Source organism: Enemella dayhoffiae (assembly GCF_002250625.1).
Lineage (GTDB): Bacteria > Actinomycetota > Actinomycetes > Propionibacteriales > Propionibacteriaceae > Enemella > Enemella dayhoffiae.
The window spans coordinates 64525-79287 of sequence record NZ_NMVQ01000012.1 but is presented as its reverse complement, the minus strand read 5'-3'; the positions used below and the strand labels follow the sequence as shown (position 1 = coordinate 79287).

Below are 14763 nucleotides of genomic sequence, written 5' to 3'. Positions count from 1 at the left end.
GCGGGTCTGGGTCGCGATGACCCTGGCCCAGGACACCGACCTGCTGCTGCTCGACGAGCCGACCACCTTTCTCGACATCTCGCACCAGATCGAGCTGTTGGAACTGTTCCGCACGCTCAACCGCGCTAATGGGCGTACAATCGTCGCCGTCCTGCACGACCTCAACCAGGCCTTCCGGTACGCCGATCATGTGATTGCGATGCGCGCAGGCAGGATCGTGGCCGAGGGGGCACCTGCGCAGATCGTCGACGCCGACCTGGTCCAGGCCGTCTTCGGCCTTGCGGCACGCGTGGTCCCGGACCCGGTCAGCGGTACGCCGCTGGTGCTTCCCGAACTGGGTCCGGTGATCCGTGGTTGATCACTGGTCGGGGCAGGTGCTGTTCGACGCCGGGGAGAAGTCTCTGAGGTTGTCCTGCCGGGTGCGCTCGCACGCCGGTGCAGCCGGTAGATTCACCGGGTACTCCTTGAGGGGTACGGCTGATCAGGGACAATGGCAGGAGGGGTCGATGAAGAAGTTCATGAAGCACCCGGAAGTGATGCACGTGCTCCGGGCGAGCAAGCGGTTCGGCAACCGGCTGGGCAACCAGTTCGGCGGAGCGATCACCTATTTCTCGGTGCTGGCGATGGTCCCGATCCTGATGTTCGCCTTCGCCATGGCCGGGATGACGCTGACCACGTTGCGCCCGGACATGCTGGACACGCTTAAGGACTCGATCGCCGGTCAGTTGCAGGGAGCCCCGGGTGACACCAAGGACAAGCTGCTCGCGGTGATCGAGAACGCGCTGAAGAACTGGCCGGCGATCGGCATCGTCGGCATCCTCTCCGCGATGTATGCCGGCGGTGGCTGGGTCGGCAACCTCAAGTCGGCAGTGCGGGCACAGACCCGGCCCGACTTCGAGACCGAGGAGGAGAAGAGCAACATCGTCGTGGAAACCCTGAAGAACATGGGAATCCTCGTGCTGCTGCTGATCGCGGTGCTGGTCACCTTCGGCATCGCCTCGGCCGCCACCAGCCTCACCGACACCCTGGTCTCCGCCGTGGGGCTCGATCAGGTCCCCGGGATCACGCTGATCACCCGGTTGCTGTCGATCGTGGTCTCGATCCTCGCCGGCTGGCTGCTCTTCCTGTTCCTGTACACGGTGCTGCCGCAGGAGCGGCTGGTGAAGAAGCAGGTGATGATCGGCGCGCTGATCGGGTCGGTCGCCCTGGTGCTGTTGCAGTATCTGGCCGGAATTCTGACCGGTTCGTTCCTGAAGAACCCGGCCGCCGCGCTCTTTGGACCGGTCATCGTGATCATGCTGTTCTTCAACCTGTTCGCCCGGCTGATCCTGTTCGTCGCGGCCTGGATCGCCACCGCCAACCAACCGGCGGTCGCCCGCAAATGGAACGACCCCGACGAACCGCTGCTCCGCGCCGAGGATGTGAACACCGCCGAGGACCACTGGTCGCACGCCGAGGAAGACCGGCGCCAGCAGGAGATCGACAAGGCTGATGCCAAGATGCAGCGGGCCGAGACGATCAACAAGGTGAAGGACGTCGTGCCCGGGCTGGAACCCGACCCGGACGCCGAGGAGGAGGCGAAGGAGGAGGCCATCCAGGCCCGGCTCGACGCGGAGAAGCAGCGGCGTATCGACAGGCGGGGCCGCTGACCCCAGGTTCCCCGCAGGGCCTGGGTACGTTCCCGGACAGTCTCAGCTCAGTCGACGTCCTCGTCGGGGCGACTCGGGGCCTTCCCCGGGTGTTGCTGGCCGAGCTTATCGAGCATCTCCACATACCAATCGGTGCCGAGATCGAACGGCTTCCCGCCCCTGATCCGGTCGAACTCGATCGCCCGCAGCTCATCCCCGCGCTCGGTGTCCTCACCGATCACCCCGGCCTCGCCGCGCAGCGCACAGTCGACGGCCAGGTCGGTGCACCGCTGGATCAGCGCCAGGTCGTCGGCGTTGGCGGCCGCCGAGCGGGAGTAGTAGCCCGACTTCTGGACCATCACCTTCTCGGCCCCGAGCCGGGCGGCGAACTCCTTGCCGAAATAGGCGCCGGGGTTGATCTTGTCCAACTTCACGTGGCCGAACGGGTCGCGGGGGACCTCCTGGCCGGAGGCCTCCAGTTCGGCGACGATCGAGTCCACGCCGGCTCCCTCGGAGAGGAAGATGGTGACGTTGCCGACCCGGTCCATCACCGCGCGCAGCCGCTCGGCCTCGGCGTCCAGGTCGATGTGGCCCTCGGGCAGATAGACCCCGTGCACCTCCCACGCCTCGCGGGAGAGACCGATCTCCGGCAGCCATTCGCGGGTGTCCAGCCAGTTGCGGTACGCCCGGGCGGTGGCCGCGGTCAGCCAACCGCAGTTGCGGCCCATCACCTCGTGCACGATCAGCATCCGGGAGTTGGAGTTGTGCTCACCGACGATGTTCTGGGCGAACCGGGCACCCATCTCGGCCGCGGTCCACGCACCCAGCGACTGCCGGATCGGCACCACGTCGTTGTCGATCGTCTTGGGCAGCCCGACCACGGTCAGCCCATGGTCGTGCTCGGCCAGATAGGCGGCCAGGTCGGCCGCGGTGGTGTTGGTGTCGTCCCCGCCGATGGTGTGCAGCACCTCCACCCCGTCGGCGGTGAGCCGATCGGCGGCAACCTTCAGCGGGTCCTCACCCGGGTGCACCAACCCGCGCTTGACCAGGTCGTCGACGTTGGTCAGCTTCACCCGCGAGTTGCCGATGGGGGAGCCGCCGAACTCGCGCAGCAGGCCGGCGCTGCGGCGTACCTCGTCGGTGATCGTGAAGTGCTCACCGCGCAGCAACCCCTGATAGCCGTGGGCGTAGGCGATGATCTCGGTCTGGGGTGAGAGCTCGGTGTAGCGCTCGATCAGACCGGCGATCGCGGCGGACAGACAGGGGGCGAAACCGCCCGCAGTGAGCAGGGCGACCTTCTGGACCATGCGATGCAAACCTTCCGAATAGCGACGTACCCCTCCAGCCTAGGGGTGCTCCGGGCCGGGAACAGCCCGGGGCCTGTGGATGGATCGCCCCAAGCCCTGTCGCTGCGGGCGGGGCGTGGGCCATGCTGGGGTGATGCGCGACGAACGCGGGATGTCCACCTCGGTGCTGGTGCTCTTCTGGGTGCTCGCGCTGCTGGTGCTGGCCGGGCTCGTCGTCGACGGCGGGCAGCAGGTCACGGCGACCCGTCGCGCCGAGGCCGTGGCCGCGGGGGCCGCGCGGGCCGCCACCGACGCGGCCGCACCAGCCCGGGTCGCCGGGCGTACCGATCCCGGCGCGGCACTGTCGGCGGCCAACCGCTACCTGGCCGCGTCCGGGCCGGTCAGCGGGACGGCGGAGCTGGAGGGCACCGCGGTCCGGGTACGGACGAGTCAGCGCGCGCCGACGATTTTCCTTGCCCTGTTGGGGATCGGTGAGGTGCGCGGGTCAGCGACGGCCCGCGCGGAGCTGGTCCGCGCGGACTGACGCCTCAGCCGCGGACGGCAGCCATCCGCCGGACCGCCTCGGTGATGATCTCCGGTGAGGTGGCCAGGTTCATTCGGACGTGCCCGACGCCGCCGGTGCCGAAGTCGACGCCGTTGTTCAACGCGACCCCGGCCTGCAGGAAGGAGCGGTAGGGGTCGGCCAGCCCGAGTGCGCGGCAGTCCAGCCAGGCCAGGTAGGTTGCGGGTTCCACCCGGAAGCCGACCTCGGGCAGCTGATCGGCGAGCAGGTCGGACAGCAGCTGCTTGTTGGCCTGCACCTCACCCATCAGCTCGGTGAGCCAGCCGCGGGCCTCGGTGAGGGCGGCCACGTGGGCGAGGACGCCGAGGTGGCTGGCCGAGTGGGTCACCTGGTCGGGCATGCCCAGCAACCGTTCGGCGACCGCGCTGCCACCGATGGCCAGGCCCGCCTTGAGCCCGGCCAGGTTCCACGACTTCGAGGCCGAACTGACGATCACCGCCTCCTCGGTGCCGGGTACCGACAGCAGCGGGACGTGTCGGGTGGTCGTGGCGACCAGCGGCGCGTGGATCTCGTCGGAGACCAGGCGTACGCCGTGCCGGTTCGCCAACTCGGCGACGGCCGCCAGCTCTTCGCGGGTGGGCACGGTGCCGTGCGGGTTGTGCGGGTTGCAGAGCAGGTACGCCTCCGGCTGCGGCCCGTCGGTGCGGGTGAACGCCGCCTCCAGGGTGGCCAGGTCGATTCGGCCCTCGGCGGTCAGCGGGGCCTCCACGACCTCGCGGCCGGCCCAACCGAGGTATTTGTAGAACTGGGGATAGACAGGGGGGTTGACCACCACCGGTGCCCCCCGTTCGCCGAGCAGGTCGAGCACGGCGATGATCCCCTGCATCACGTCCGGCACGATGATCGCCTGCCGACGCGGGTCGAACTCCCAGCCCCAGACGTCGGCGGCATAGGCGGCGTACGCCTGCTCGTAACCGGTGCCGACCGGATAGCCGGTGTCGCCGGCGTGGATGGCGCGGGACAGGGTCTCGGTGACCTCGGGTGCGGGGCGACAGTCCATCTCGGCGACCCACAAGGGGAGCACGTCATCGGGATAGGTGCGCCACTTGAGGCTGGTGCGCTGGCGCAACTGTTCGAGCGGGAGATCAAAGATGGTCACCGGGGCGATGCTACTGCCTGGTCCGATCGGAGGGGCCTGTTGTCCGCCCGAGCAGGGTGTCTAGACTCCGGACATGGCACGGTACTTCGATGTTCATCCCGAGAACCCCCAGCCACGTTCGCTCAACCAGGTGGTCGAGATATTGAACAACGGGGGACTGGTGGCCTATCCGACCGACTCGGGTTTCGCGCTCGGCTGCAAGCTCGGCAACAAGGACGGGTTGGAGCGGATCCGCCGGATCCGGCAGCTGGACGACAAGCACCACTTCACCCTTGTCTGCAAGGATTTCGCGCAGCTCGGGCAGTTCGTGCAGATGGACAACGACGTGTTCCGCGCGGTGAAGGCCTCCACCCCGGGGCAGTACACGTTCATTCTCCCGGCCACCAAGGAGGTGCCCCGGTTGATGCTGCACCCGAAGAAGAAGACCGTGGGCGTGCGGATCCCCGACCACCGCACCACCCTCGCCCTGCTGGACGCGCTCGGCGAACCGCTGATGTCGTCGACGCTGATCCTGCCCGGACACAGTGAGCCGATGACCGAGGGCTGGCAGATCAACGAGGAGCTCGACCACCAGGTGGACGCCGTCCTGGACTCCGGAGACGTCGGCACCGACCCCACCACCGTGGTCAACTTCGTCAACGACGAGGTCAGCGTGGACCGGGTCGGCGCCGGGGATCCCACCCCCTTCCAGTGATCCGGATCAGCCCAGGTATTCGTTGGTGTAGGTCTTCGACAGGTCGATCTTCTTCTCGCCCACCTCGGGGTTGGCGATCCGCTGGGTGTCCAGCACCGCGTTCACGCCGCTGTCGCTGAACTTCCCGTCCTTGCTCAGCGTGTGCTTGAGGCTGTCGATCACCTGCGCATATTGGGCGCGGTCGCCGCCGGCGTACGCCTCCGGCATCTTGGCGGCGATCTCCTCGGCGGAGTGGTTCTGCACCCACTGCAGGGTCTTGGCGATGGCGGTGGCCAGCTTCTTCGCCTTGTCCGGGTTCTTCTCCAGCCACTCGGTCTTGGCATACAGGCACGACGAGGGCCACGTGTCGGAACCGTAGAGCGCCTTCACCTGTTCGCGGGTGCGCAGGTCGCCGAGCATCGGTAGTGGGGCACCCATGCGCTTGTTCAGCACGGTGATGTCCGGCTCGAGCATGACGGCGGCGTCGACCTGGTTGTTCTGCACGGCCGCGACCGCCGAACTTCCGGCCCCGATCGCCGAGACCGAGGCGGCGTCCTTGCCCATCCCGTTCTTGTTGGTCAGATACTTCACGTACATGTCGGTGGACGAACCGGGGGCGGTGACGCCCACGTTCTTGCCCTTCAGGTCGGCGACCGACTTGATGGTGTCCTTGTTCTTGGGGGCGACCACCAGCGCGACCCCGGAGGATTCGCCCATGTCCACGAAGGCCTTGATCTCCTGGTTCTTGGCCTGCATCTGGATGGTGTGCTCGTAGTAGCCGCTGGTGACCTGGGTGGAACCGCCGATCATCGCGGTGAGCGCCTTGGAGCCGCCCTGCAGGTCCTGCAGTTCCACCTGCAGGCCCTGCTCCTGGTAGTAGCCGAGCTGCGCGGCCAGGGTGGTCGGCAGGTAGGTCAGCAGAGTCTGTCCGCCCACCCCGATGACGATCTTGTCCCCGGATCCGCCGCCACTGTTGGCGTTCCCGCCCTGTCCCGGCGGGGCCGACGCGGGGGCACCGCAGGAGGACAGGGTGATGACGAGTGCCGCCATCGCGGCGGCGGGGACGATTCGCTTGCGTGACACGGGAGTTCCTTTCTCCGTTGAAAGCTCGGGTATGTTCAGGACTGGTTCTGCGGTCGCCATCGCAGCAGGTAGCGCTCGATCCGGTTGACCACGACATCCACCAGGAGCACCACGATCATCAGGATGAACATGCCGGCGAACACGCCCTTGGTGTCGAACACGCCCTGAGCCTGGGCGATGGCGTACCCGACCCCGGCGGACGCGCCCAGGTATTCGCCGACCACCGCACCGGTGATCGCGAAACCGACGCTGATGTGCAGCGAGGAGAAGATCCAGGTCAGCGCGGAGGGGATGAACACGTGCCGCAGCAGGTGGCTCTCCTTGGCGCCCAGCATGCGGGCGTTGTCGATCAGCACCCGGTCCACGCTGCGCACCCCCTCGAGGGTGTTGAAGAAGACGATGAAGAACACCAGGGTGACGCCGAAGGCCACCTTGGACCAGATGCCGAGCCCGAACCAGAGCAGGAAGATCGGGGCGAGCACCACGCGCGGCAGGGCGTTGAACATCTGCAGGAATGGGTCCAGCAACCGCTCCAGGAAGCGCACCCGGGCCAGCAGGAATCCGAGCAGCAGACCGAGTGCCACGCCGATGATGAACGCCAGCAGGGATTCCTGCACGGTCACCCACAGGTGCGGGAAGATGTAGCCGGAGCTGATCCACGTCCACATGGTGGCGAAGATGTCGCTGGGCAGCGGGAAGAAGAACTCGTCGACCAGTCCGCCCCGCCCGGCCAGCTCCCACAGGACCAGCACCACGGCGGCGAGCAGCACCTGGAGCACCCGCATCACCGGCTGCGGTGTCTCCCGACGCCGGCGCGGCGTGCGACTGGTCGCGGTCGCGGGGCGTTCCGCTGCTGTCGTCGCGGAGGCGGTTCCGTCGGTTCTGGTGTCGTCACTCATCGGGCACCCCCGGACTGGGTTGCGTAGGTCTTCTCCACCTCGAGCTTGAGCCGGGACCAGATCTCTCGATGGATCTCCACGAATCGGGGATCGTCGCGGATGTCCAGCAGGTCGCGCGGGCGCGGCAGGTCGATCGGATAGCTCGCCACGATGGACGATCCGGGTCCGGCGCCGAGGATCACCACCTCATCGGACAGCGCGATCGCCTCGTCCAGGTCGTGGGTGATGAACACCACCGCCTTGCCGGAATTCGACCACAGCTGGAGCAGCTCGTTCTCCATGATCTGGCGGGTCTGCACGTCCAGCGCGGAGAACGGCTCGTCCATCAGCAGGATGTCGGGATCGACGATCCACGCCTGGGCGACCGCGGTGCGCTTGCGCATGCCGCCGGAGAGCTGGTGCGGGTAGCGGTTGTCGAACCCGGCCAGCCCGACCCGGGTGAGCCACTCCCGCGCCCGCTCGTTGGCCTCGGCGCGGGGCGTGCCGGCCATGGTCAGTCCCAGCGCCACGTTGTCCAGAACGGTCTTCCAGGGCAGCAGTGCGTCCTGCTGGAACATGTACGCCGCCCGCCGGTTCACCCCGTCGACCGGGGTGCCGAAGGAGTGCACCGTCCCGCTGGAGGGGGCGAGCAGACCGGCTGCCATGTTCAGGATGGTCGACTTGCCCGACCCGGTCGGGCCCACGATCGACACGAACCGTCCCGCCGGCACCTGCAGGCTGATGTCGCGGACCGCGTGGTAGGTCCCCCCGTCCGGAGTGGTGAAACTGCGCGTGCACCCAGCCAGTTCCACGGCGGCGCCCACCCTGGCCCCGTCGTTCCTGTTCGTCGTCGTCATCGACCCCTCGTCCCGGTTGCAGCCGTTCTGTCCACGCTAGAGCGATCCGGCGACGAGGGCCAGCGGTTGTACGCATGATGGACCGGTTCGGTTCGGCAGGCTCAGGGGATGGTGGCTGAGCCCGTCGAAGCCAGCTCAGCAGTGGTAGGTGTCGGTGGGAGCGGGGAAGTGCACGTCATAGCCCGCGGGCGGCTTCAACCCGTACGCCTGGGCGAGATCGAGCACCTTCCGGGCACGGGCCAGCCGGGGCAGGTCGGATCCGTTGCGGATCTCGCCGCCGTCGGCGTCGAACTCGGTGAGGAAGTCCAGCGCCCAGCTCATGTCCTCCAGCGAGGGGGACAGGATCTCGTTCACCGTCGCGCACTGCTCGGGCATCAGGCAGATCTTTCCGGTCATCCCGAACTGGTTGGTGATCGCCGCCGAATCGGCCAGCTTCACGCCCAGGGCGCCCACCGCGGGGCCGTCGATCGCCCCGGGCAACCCGGCCGCGCGGGCGGCGATGGTGAACTGCGACCTGGCGTACGCCAGCGCCAGCGGGTCGTCGCCGAATCCCGTGTCGCGGCGGAAATCGCCGAGACCGAACGCGATCCGGAAGGTGCCGCGCGTCGCGGCGATCTCGGGCAGGTGCTGGACACCGCGGGCGGTCTCGACCAGGGCGACGATCGGCCGGCCCCCGAACAGTCCGGCCGTGCGGATGACGTGCTCGGGAGAATCGACCATCGCCAGCATGATCCCGCGCACTCCTTCGCGGCGGGCGAGCTCCCGCAGGTCGGTCTCCCACCACTCGGTGCCGAACCCGTTCACCCGCACCCATGCCTGGCCACCGGCGTCGAAGAAGTCCAACGCGTTCTGGCGGGCGGTGAGCTTGTGCTTCGGCGCGACCGCGTCCTCGATGTCGAGCAGCACCACGTCAGCGGCGCTGTCGGTGGCGGGGGCGAACCGGTCCGGCTGGCTGGCGTTGACGAGCAGCCAGCTGCGGGCCAGCTCGGGGCCGATTCGAGTCTCAGCGGTGGTCTTGGTGGTGGTGTCGGTCATCGTTGACTCCTGTTCGAGAATCCCTGTCGGGACGGAAAAGTGTGGCGGTGCGGGGGAACGGAAGAGGGGCCCGGGCGGATGCCCGGGCCCCTCGTGAGCTGGTGGATCAGCAGCAGCGCGTCTTCGGATTGCGTTCGGCATCCTCGTGCTTCTGCCGCCAGAACTCACGCTCGGTGGGGACGGGGGCATCCGGGTGGTGTACCCGCTGGTGACGTACGAACTTCTCGTATGCGTTGTCACCCATGATGCTGTGGACGTACCAGCGTACGGAGCGTGCGATGTCCACCATGGCGGTCATCAGTGTCCCCTTCCGTCCGGTGCCGGATCGAGCCCGGCCTCTTTCCACTCAGCATAGACTTCCTTCTCCAACTTTGTTGGCACGAACCCCTTGGGCGCGAAGATCTGGCTCGGCACGGGTTCGGCCTCCGAGGTCGGCATCCCGCCCTGGCGCAGCGCCTTGACCACGACCATCAGCGCCACGATGACCACGATCGCGACGAGCACCGCGTACACGATGGACAGCGTGCCCTGGACGAAGGTGTTGCGGATCACCGCCTCCACCTGCTCGGGTGTTTTTGCCGTCTGGTAACCCTTTCCGGCGGCCAGCGCGGCCTTCGCCTGGCTGTGCTGGGTCCAGTAACCGATCTGCGGATCGGTGGAGAAGATCTTCTGCCAGGAGGCGACCATGGTCACCAGGGTGTCCCAGAACAGCGGGATGCCCGGAATCCAGGCCCACCTGATCAGCCCCTTCTTCACCACGACGGCGAAGACGACGGCCAACGCGATCGCGGCCAGCAGCTGGTTGGCGATGCCGAACAGCGGGAACAGCATCCGGATGCCACCCAGCGGGTCGGTGACCCCCATGTAGAGCAGCGATCCCCAGCCGAGCACCACCAGGAAGGTGCACACCCAGGCCCCGGGACGCCAGGAGGTATCCTTGAACTTCTTCATCCCGGGGATGTTGCCGAGGGTGTCCGACAGCATGAACCGCGCCACCCGGGTGCCCGCGTCGATCGTGGTCAGGATGAACAGCGCCTCGAACATCACCGCGAAGTGGTACCAGAACGACTTGATGTGCCCGATCAGCGGGATCTGGTGCAGCACCTCGGCCATCCCGAAGGCGAGCGTCGGCGCACCGCCGGTGCGGGAGATGATCGTCTTCTCGCCGACATCGTTGGCGGCCTGGGCGAGCGCGCCGGGTTCGATGTTCGGCAGCGGTTGGCCACCGGGGGAGAGCAGACCGAGGCCGTTCACGTACTTGGCCGCGGACTCGGGCGTACCCCCGGTCAGACCGGCCGAGGCGTTCATTGCGAAATAGACGTGCTGGTCGATCACGCAGGCCGCCACCATCGCCATGATCGCCACGAACGACTCGGTCAGCATGCCGCCGTAGCCGATCACCCGCGCCTGGGACTCCTTCTCCAGCAGCTTCGGCGTGGTGCCCGAGGAGATCAACGCGTGGAAACCTGAGAGTGCCCCGCAGGCGATGGTGATGAACAGGAACGGGAACAACGCACCGGCGAACGAGGGGCCGTTGCTGTTGAACGCGAACTTGCTCACCGCCGGCTGGGCGATCACCGGGGCGACGATCAGGATCGCCACCGCCAGCAGGATGATCGTGCCCACCTTCATGAACGTGGACAGGTAATCCCGCGGGGCCAGCAGCAGCCAGACCGGGAGCACCGCGGCGGCGAAGCCATAGAGGGCCAACCAGATGGCGAGGCTCTTGCCGGAGAGGGTGAAGATCGGCGCCAGGGTGGCCGACTCGGCGATGAAGGAGCCGGAGGCGATCGCGATCACCAGCAGCACCACGCCGATCAGCGACACCTCCGACACCTTGCCGGGGCGCAGATAGCGCAGATAGACGCCCATGAACAGGGCGATCGGAATCGTCAGTGAGATGGAGAAGACGGCCCACGGGCTCTCGGCCAGTGCGCCGACCATGACCACGCCAAGCACGGCGATCAGGATGATCATGATGGTCATCACGCCGATGATCGCCGCCCAGCCGCCGACCGGGCCGAGTTCGTCACGCGCCATCTGACCGAGACTGCGCCCCTTGCGGCGGGTGGACAGCGCCAGCACCATGTAGTCCTGCACACCCCCGGCGAGCACCACGCCGACGATGATCCAGATGGTCCCGGGCAGATAGCCCATCTGCGCGGCGAGCACCGGGCCGACCAGCGGGCCGGCACCGGAGATCGCGGCGAAGTGGTGACCGAACAGCACCCGCCGGTCGGTCGGCATGAAGTCCGTGCCGTTGCTGAACTCCTCGGCCGGGGTGGCCCGCCGGTCGTCCGGCTTGATGATCTTGTTCTCGATCAGCTTGGCATAGAAGCGCAGTGCGAGCAGATAGCTACCCACCGCGGCCAGCACGAACCAGAGCGCGTTCACCCGCTCGCCCCGGACGATGGCGATCATCGTCCAGCCGAGCGCGCAGAGCACGCCGATGATCACGAAGGTCACCTTCGAGATCCCGGAGGACCCCTTGGCCTCGACCACCCCGACCGGGGGCCGGTCGGGATCGGTGCGCAGTTTCCGGGGGCCGTCCCCCTGGGCGACTGCGTCGTCGTTGACACTCGTACTCATGTGCGTGCCCCTTCAGGTCAAAGATGAGGTCAAGGTAGTCCTCCGACCTGCCCCGGGGAAGGGAATGGCGGCCCTGTCGCGGGTAACGATTTGGGTGTCGCTCCCGCCGTTTGTGCGGTCGCTCAGAAGTGCCAGAGGTTTCCAGGCGCCTCCGCCACGGCGAGCAACCGCCCTGCCCGGGCCAGGCCCTCGGGCGTACCGGTGATCAGGCCGGCTCGGGCGCAGTCGCCCACGGTGCGGTCGCCGAAGTGCAACCGGCCGAGGGTCGCCACGTCCAGTTCGACCTCGGGCGCGTCCTCGGTCCGCCAGGCCTCGCCGCGGCCGTTGCCCACGCGCACCCGCCAGGTCCCATCGGCGTACCCCAGCCGATCGCATACGCCCAGGGTCACCTCGCCGTCCCCGCCGGCCCAGCCGCGCTGACCGATCGCCTTCGGCAGGTCCAGCACCCGCAGCCACACCCCGTCACCGACGTTGGTCACCTTGACCGCCCACGGATCAACCAGCGACATCGCCAGCGGCGCGTTCGGGCCCGGACCGAAGCAGTGCACCGTCTCGGCCAGGTCGACCTCGACCAGCGCCTGATAGAGCCGACGCTCGACGGCCGGATCCGGGGAGCAGACGGTGCTCGCGGTGATCGAACCGGTGCCGCGGGCATCCCAGCTGTCGTTGCGATACAGGGCGAAACCGGCCAGTCGGTCGCCCTGCCAGAAGCCGACCGCGCGCAGCTTCCGGCTCGGCCCCTCGGCCTCGTGATCCCACGCGCCGAGCGACTCGTCACGGTGCATGGCCAGCATCGTGTGCGCCCCGCGATACCGCTCGGCGTATTCCTGCGCGACCCGCACCAGCTCCTCGCCCAGCAGCACCGGCTCGCAGAACTCGACCGTCCCCTCCGCCAGCGCGACGTCGGGCCGGAACCGGAACCGGCGACAGTCCAGCTCAAACCTGGTACGCCGGGTGGCCGGCCCGAACCCGAACCGGTCATAGATCGTCGCCTCGCTGACCGACAGCACCGCGGTGGCGTGACCGCGCTCGACCGCCGCGTCCAGGTGGGTGCGCATCATCGCCGAGAGCAGGCCGCGGCGACGATGGCTCGGCCGCACCGCGATCGTGTTCACCACCGTGGTCGGCACCAGCCCGGCGCCGGCGTTGTGGGCGTAGGGGGCGCTGACGAAGGCGGCCACCGGCTGCCCCTCCCGCAGCCCGGGACCTTCGGTGGTGACCATGCCCAGGGTGGCGCCGTCGTCGCGCTTGGTCCGCCGATAGCGCGCGGCGGTGTCCGCGGTGGGCCGCTGGTCCAGAAACCCCATCCGGAAGGTGTCCAGGAACAGCTCCCAGCGCGGATCGTCGTCGGGGGTGTCCAGGGGCAGGGTCTGATAGCGGTAACGCGCGTCCATGACGGTCAACCTAGGCCGGACGCCGCTCTGCGCGCCATCGAGTTCGGGCCTACCATCGGCTCAACGAACGAGACCACCTGGAGGACCGATGCAGATCACCGGAGCCGTGCTGGAGACGATCGGCGCTCAGCGACCGTATGCCGAGTCGAGGCCGATCCGGGTCACCGAGCTGGAGCTCGGCGAGCCCGGGCCGACCGAGCTGCTGGTGCGGATGGAGGCGGCCGGGGTGTGCCACTCAGACCTGTCGGTGGTCGACGGCAACCGGGTACGCCCGGTGCCGATGCTGCTCGGGCACGAGGCGGCCGGGATCGTCGAGGCGGTCGGGGCGGAGGTGAGCGACCTCGAGCCGGGACAGCGGGTGGTGATGACCTTCCTGCCGCGCTGCGGGGAGTGCGCCGGCTGCGCCACCGACGGGCAGCTGCCCTGCCAGCCGGGCACGATCGCCAACAACGCCGGTGAGCTGCTGCACGGCTCGCGGCTGTTGCAGCGCGGCGAGGAGTCGGTGCACCACCACCTGGGGGTGTCCGGGTTCGCCACCCACGCGGTGGTCGACCGGGCGTCGGTGGTGCCGGTGGGGGACGACGTGCCGGCCGAGGTGGCCGCGGTGCTCGGCTGCGCGGTGCTCACCGGTGGCGGTGCGGTGCGCAACGCGGCGCGGGCCGCCGAGGGCCAGTCGCTGATGGTGATCGGGCTCGGCGGGGTCGGGATGGCCGCGGTGCTGATCGCGGTGGCCGAGGGGCTCGAGGTGATCGCCGTGGACACCGTGGCCGAGAAGCTGGAGCAGGCCCGCCGGCTCGGGGCCACTGCGGCGTACACCCCTGATGAGGTGGGCGAGCAGCAGGTGCGCGCCGACCACGTGGTCGAGTGCGCCGGCAACGCGCGTGCGTTCGAGCTGGCGGTCACCGCGACTCGGCCGGGCGGACGGACGGTGACCGTCGGGCTGCCGGCGGCCAGCGCCCGCGCGGAGATCTCGCCGCTGCAGCTGACCGCCGAGGCGCGCACGCTGATCGGCTCCTATCTGGGTTCGGCCGTACCGTCGCGGGACATCCCGCACTACGTGGAGCTGTGGCGTGCGGGCCGGCTGCCGGTCGAGGAGCTGATCAGCTCGCGGATCCCGCTGTCACGGATCAACGAGGCGATGGACCAGCTGGCCGACGGGCGCGCGGTGCGCCAGATCATCCAGTTCGACCGATGAGCGACGGGCTGGCGATCCGGGAGGCCGCGCCGGTCGCATTGTCGCTGGCCGAGGCGTACCCGATCCTGCAGCTGCGGGTGGACGTGTTCGTGGTCGAGCAGGACTGTCCCTATCCCGAGCTGGACGGCCGGGACCTGGAGCCGGACTGCCGCTGGCTGTGGGTGCGCGACGCGGAGGGGGCCGTGCTGGCCTGCGTCCGGCTGCTGACCGACGCGCAGGGCGTACGCCGCATCGGGCGGGTGGCAACCGCGCCGACCGCGCGCGGACGCGGGCTGGCGGCGCTGTTGCTGCACCGCTGCCTGGAGCTCACCGCGGGCGCGGAGGTGGTGCTCGACGCGCAGTCCCAGCTGGTCGGCTGGTACGCCGGCTTCGGCTTCACGCCCGAGGGGGAGGAATACCTCGAGGTCGGCATCCCGCACCGGGTGATGCGCCGCCCCGCTTCCGGGGTGGACGATTGACCCAT

At 68.6% G+C, this 14763-nt stretch carries 15 protein-coding genes; 6 read left to right on the top strand and 9 right to left on the bottom strand.

The annotated features are described in order from the left end of the window. Nucleotides 1-16: 16 nt before the first annotated feature. Both CGZ93_RS08315 and CGZ93_RS08310 read left to right on the top strand, forming a co-directional pair. Nucleotides 17-358, top strand: a complete 342-nt coding sequence (locus CGZ93_RS08315; protein ID WP_324252440.1) for an ABC transporter ATP-binding protein — start codon at nt 17-19, stop codon at nt 356-358. 148 nt (nt 359-506) lie between these two features. After that, on the top strand, nt 507-1649 hold the full coding sequence (locus CGZ93_RS08310; RefSeq protein ID WP_094363677.1) for a YhjD/YihY/BrkB family envelope integrity protein: 1143 nt from the start codon (nt 507-509) through the stop codon (nt 1647-1649). Nucleotides 1650-1696: 47 nt separating this feature from the next. On the opposite strand, the gene CGZ93_RS08305 is transcribed toward CGZ93_RS08310, so the two are convergent. Continuing rightward, nucleotides 1697-2935, bottom strand: coding sequence for a pyrophosphate--fructose-6-phosphate 1-phosphotransferase (locus tag CGZ93_RS08305; protein ID WP_094363676.1), 1239 nt, complete (start codon nt 2933-2935; stop codon nt 1697-1699). Nucleotides 2936-3068: 133 nt separating this feature from the next. Here CGZ93_RS08305 and CGZ93_RS08300 point away from each other — a divergent pair, with 133 nt between their 5' ends. Then, nucleotides 3069-3458, top strand: coding sequence for a pilus assembly protein TadG-related protein (locus CGZ93_RS08300; RefSeq protein ID WP_229117301.1), 390 nt, complete (start codon nt 3069-3071; stop codon nt 3456-3458). Nucleotides 3459-3462: 4 nt separating this feature from the next. On the opposite strand, the gene CGZ93_RS08295 is transcribed toward CGZ93_RS08300, so the two are convergent. Continuing rightward, entirely contained in the window at nt 3463-4596 is a 1134-nt protein-coding gene (locus CGZ93_RS08295; RefSeq protein ID WP_229117300.1) for a MalY/PatB family protein, read from the bottom strand. 73 nt (nt 4597-4669) lie between these two features. Between CGZ93_RS08295 and CGZ93_RS08290 the strand changes: the two genes are divergently transcribed. Further along, a complete protein-coding gene (locus CGZ93_RS08290; RefSeq protein WP_094363675.1) occupies nt 4670-5290 on the top strand; it encodes an L-threonylcarbamoyladenylate synthase in 621 nt (206 codons plus the stop codon). A gap of 6 nt (nt 5291-5296) precedes the next feature. On the opposite strand, the gene CGZ93_RS08285 is transcribed toward CGZ93_RS08290, so the two are convergent. The 7 genes from CGZ93_RS08285 to CGZ93_RS08255 form a co-directional block, all read right to left on the bottom strand. Further along, nucleotides 5297-6352, bottom strand: coding sequence for an ABC transporter substrate-binding protein (locus CGZ93_RS08285; RefSeq protein WP_171195834.1), 1056 nt, complete (start codon nt 6350-6352; stop codon nt 5297-5299). A 35-nt stretch (nt 6353-6387) separates the two neighbouring features. Beyond that, the gene (locus CGZ93_RS08280) at nt 6388-7251 is read right to left on the bottom strand and encodes an ABC transporter permease (protein ID WP_212753194.1); all 864 of its coding nucleotides are present in this window, start codon (nt 7249-7251) and stop codon (nt 6388-6390) included. After that, a complete protein-coding gene (locus CGZ93_RS08275) occupies nt 7248-8087 on the bottom strand; it encodes an ABC transporter ATP-binding protein (RefSeq protein ID WP_094363672.1) in 840 nt (279 codons plus the stop codon). The genes CGZ93_RS08280 and CGZ93_RS08275 overlap by 4 nt, the downstream gene beginning before the upstream one ends. A 135-nt stretch (nt 8088-8222) precedes the next feature. Next, nucleotides 8223-9122 (bottom strand): HpcH/HpaI aldolase/citrate lyase family protein, encoded by a 900-nt coding sequence (locus tag CGZ93_RS08270; protein WP_094363671.1) that lies wholly within the window; start codon nt 9120-9122, stop codon nt 8223-8225. Between the two features lie 106 nt (nt 9123-9228). Beyond that, the gene (locus CGZ93_RS08265) at nt 9229-9420 is read right to left on the bottom strand and encodes a YbdD/YjiX family protein (protein WP_094363670.1); all 192 of its coding nucleotides are present in this window, start codon (nt 9418-9420) and stop codon (nt 9229-9231) included. After that, nucleotides 9420-11543 (bottom strand): carbon starvation CstA family protein, encoded by a 2124-nt coding sequence (locus CGZ93_RS08260; RefSeq protein ID WP_229117332.1) that lies wholly within the window; start codon nt 11541-11543, stop codon nt 9420-9422. Before CGZ93_RS08260 ends, CGZ93_RS08265 begins: the two co-directional genes overlap by 1 nt. 290 nt (nt 11544-11833) lie before the next feature. Then, nucleotides 11834-13105 (bottom strand): GNAT family N-acetyltransferase, encoded by a 1272-nt coding sequence (locus CGZ93_RS08255; protein WP_094363668.1) that lies wholly within the window; start codon nt 13103-13105, stop codon nt 11834-11836. Nucleotides 13106-13193: 88 nt separating this feature from the next. Here CGZ93_RS08255 and CGZ93_RS08250 point away from each other — a divergent pair, with 88 nt between their 5' ends. Continuing rightward, complete coding sequence (locus tag CGZ93_RS08250; RefSeq protein WP_094363667.1) at nt 13194-14300, top strand: zinc-binding dehydrogenase; 1107 nt, start codon at nt 13194-13196, stop codon at nt 14298-14300. Next, complete coding sequence (locus CGZ93_RS08245) at nt 14297-14758, top strand: GNAT family N-acetyltransferase (RefSeq protein WP_094363666.1); 462 nt, start codon at nt 14297-14299, stop codon at nt 14756-14758. Before CGZ93_RS08250 ends, CGZ93_RS08245 begins: the two co-directional genes overlap by 4 nt. Nucleotides 14759-14763: the final 5 nt, after the last annotated feature.

Bases quoted from the DNA above. Each gene is read 5' to 3' on its own strand.
- CGZ93_RS08315 (WP_324252440.1), top strand. From the start codon at position 17: ATGACCCTGGCCCAGGACACCGACCTGCTGCTGCTCGACGAGCCGACC.
- CGZ93_RS08310 (WP_094363677.1), top strand. From the start codon at position 507: ATGAAGAAGTTCATGAAGCACCCGGAAGTGATGCACGTGCTCCGGGCG.
- CGZ93_RS08305 (WP_094363676.1), bottom strand. From the start codon at position 2,935: ATGGTCCAGAAGGTCGCCCTGCTCACTGCGGGCGGTTTCGCCCCCTGT.
- CGZ93_RS08300 (WP_229117301.1), top strand. From the start codon at position 3,069: ATGCGCGACGAACGCGGGATGTCCACCTCGGTGCTGGTGCTCTTCTGG.
- CGZ93_RS08290 (WP_094363675.1), top strand. From the start codon at position 4,670: ATGGCACGGTACTTCGATGTTCATCCCGAGAACCCCCAGCCACGTTCG.
- CGZ93_RS08280 (WP_212753194.1), bottom strand. From the start codon at position 7,251: ATGAGTGACGACACCAGAACCGACGGAACCGCCTCCGCGACGACAGCA.
- CGZ93_RS08275 (WP_094363672.1), bottom strand. From the start codon at position 8,087: ATGACGACGACGAACAGGAACGACGGGGCCAGGGTGGGCGCCGCCGTG.
- CGZ93_RS08270 (WP_094363671.1), bottom strand. From the start codon at position 9,122: ATGACCGACACCACCACCAAGACCACCGCTGAGACTCGAATCGGCCCC.
- CGZ93_RS08265 (WP_094363670.1), bottom strand. From the start codon at position 9,420: ATGACCGCCATGGTGGACATCGCACGCTCCGTACGCTGGTACGTCCAC.
- CGZ93_RS08260 (WP_229117332.1), bottom strand. From the start codon at position 11,543: ATGATCGCCATCGTCCGGGGCGAGCGGGTGAACGCGCTCTGGTTCGTG.
- CGZ93_RS08255 (WP_094363668.1), bottom strand. From the start codon at position 13,105: ATGGACGCGCGTTACCGCTATCAGACCCTGCCCCTGGACACCCCCGAC.
- CGZ93_RS08250 (WP_094363667.1), top strand. From the start codon at position 13,194: ATGCAGATCACCGGAGCCGTGCTGGAGACGATCGGCGCTCAGCGACCG.
- CGZ93_RS08245 (WP_094363666.1), top strand. From the start codon at position 14,297: ATGAGCGACGGGCTGGCGATCCGGGAGGCCGCGCCGGTCGCATTGTCG.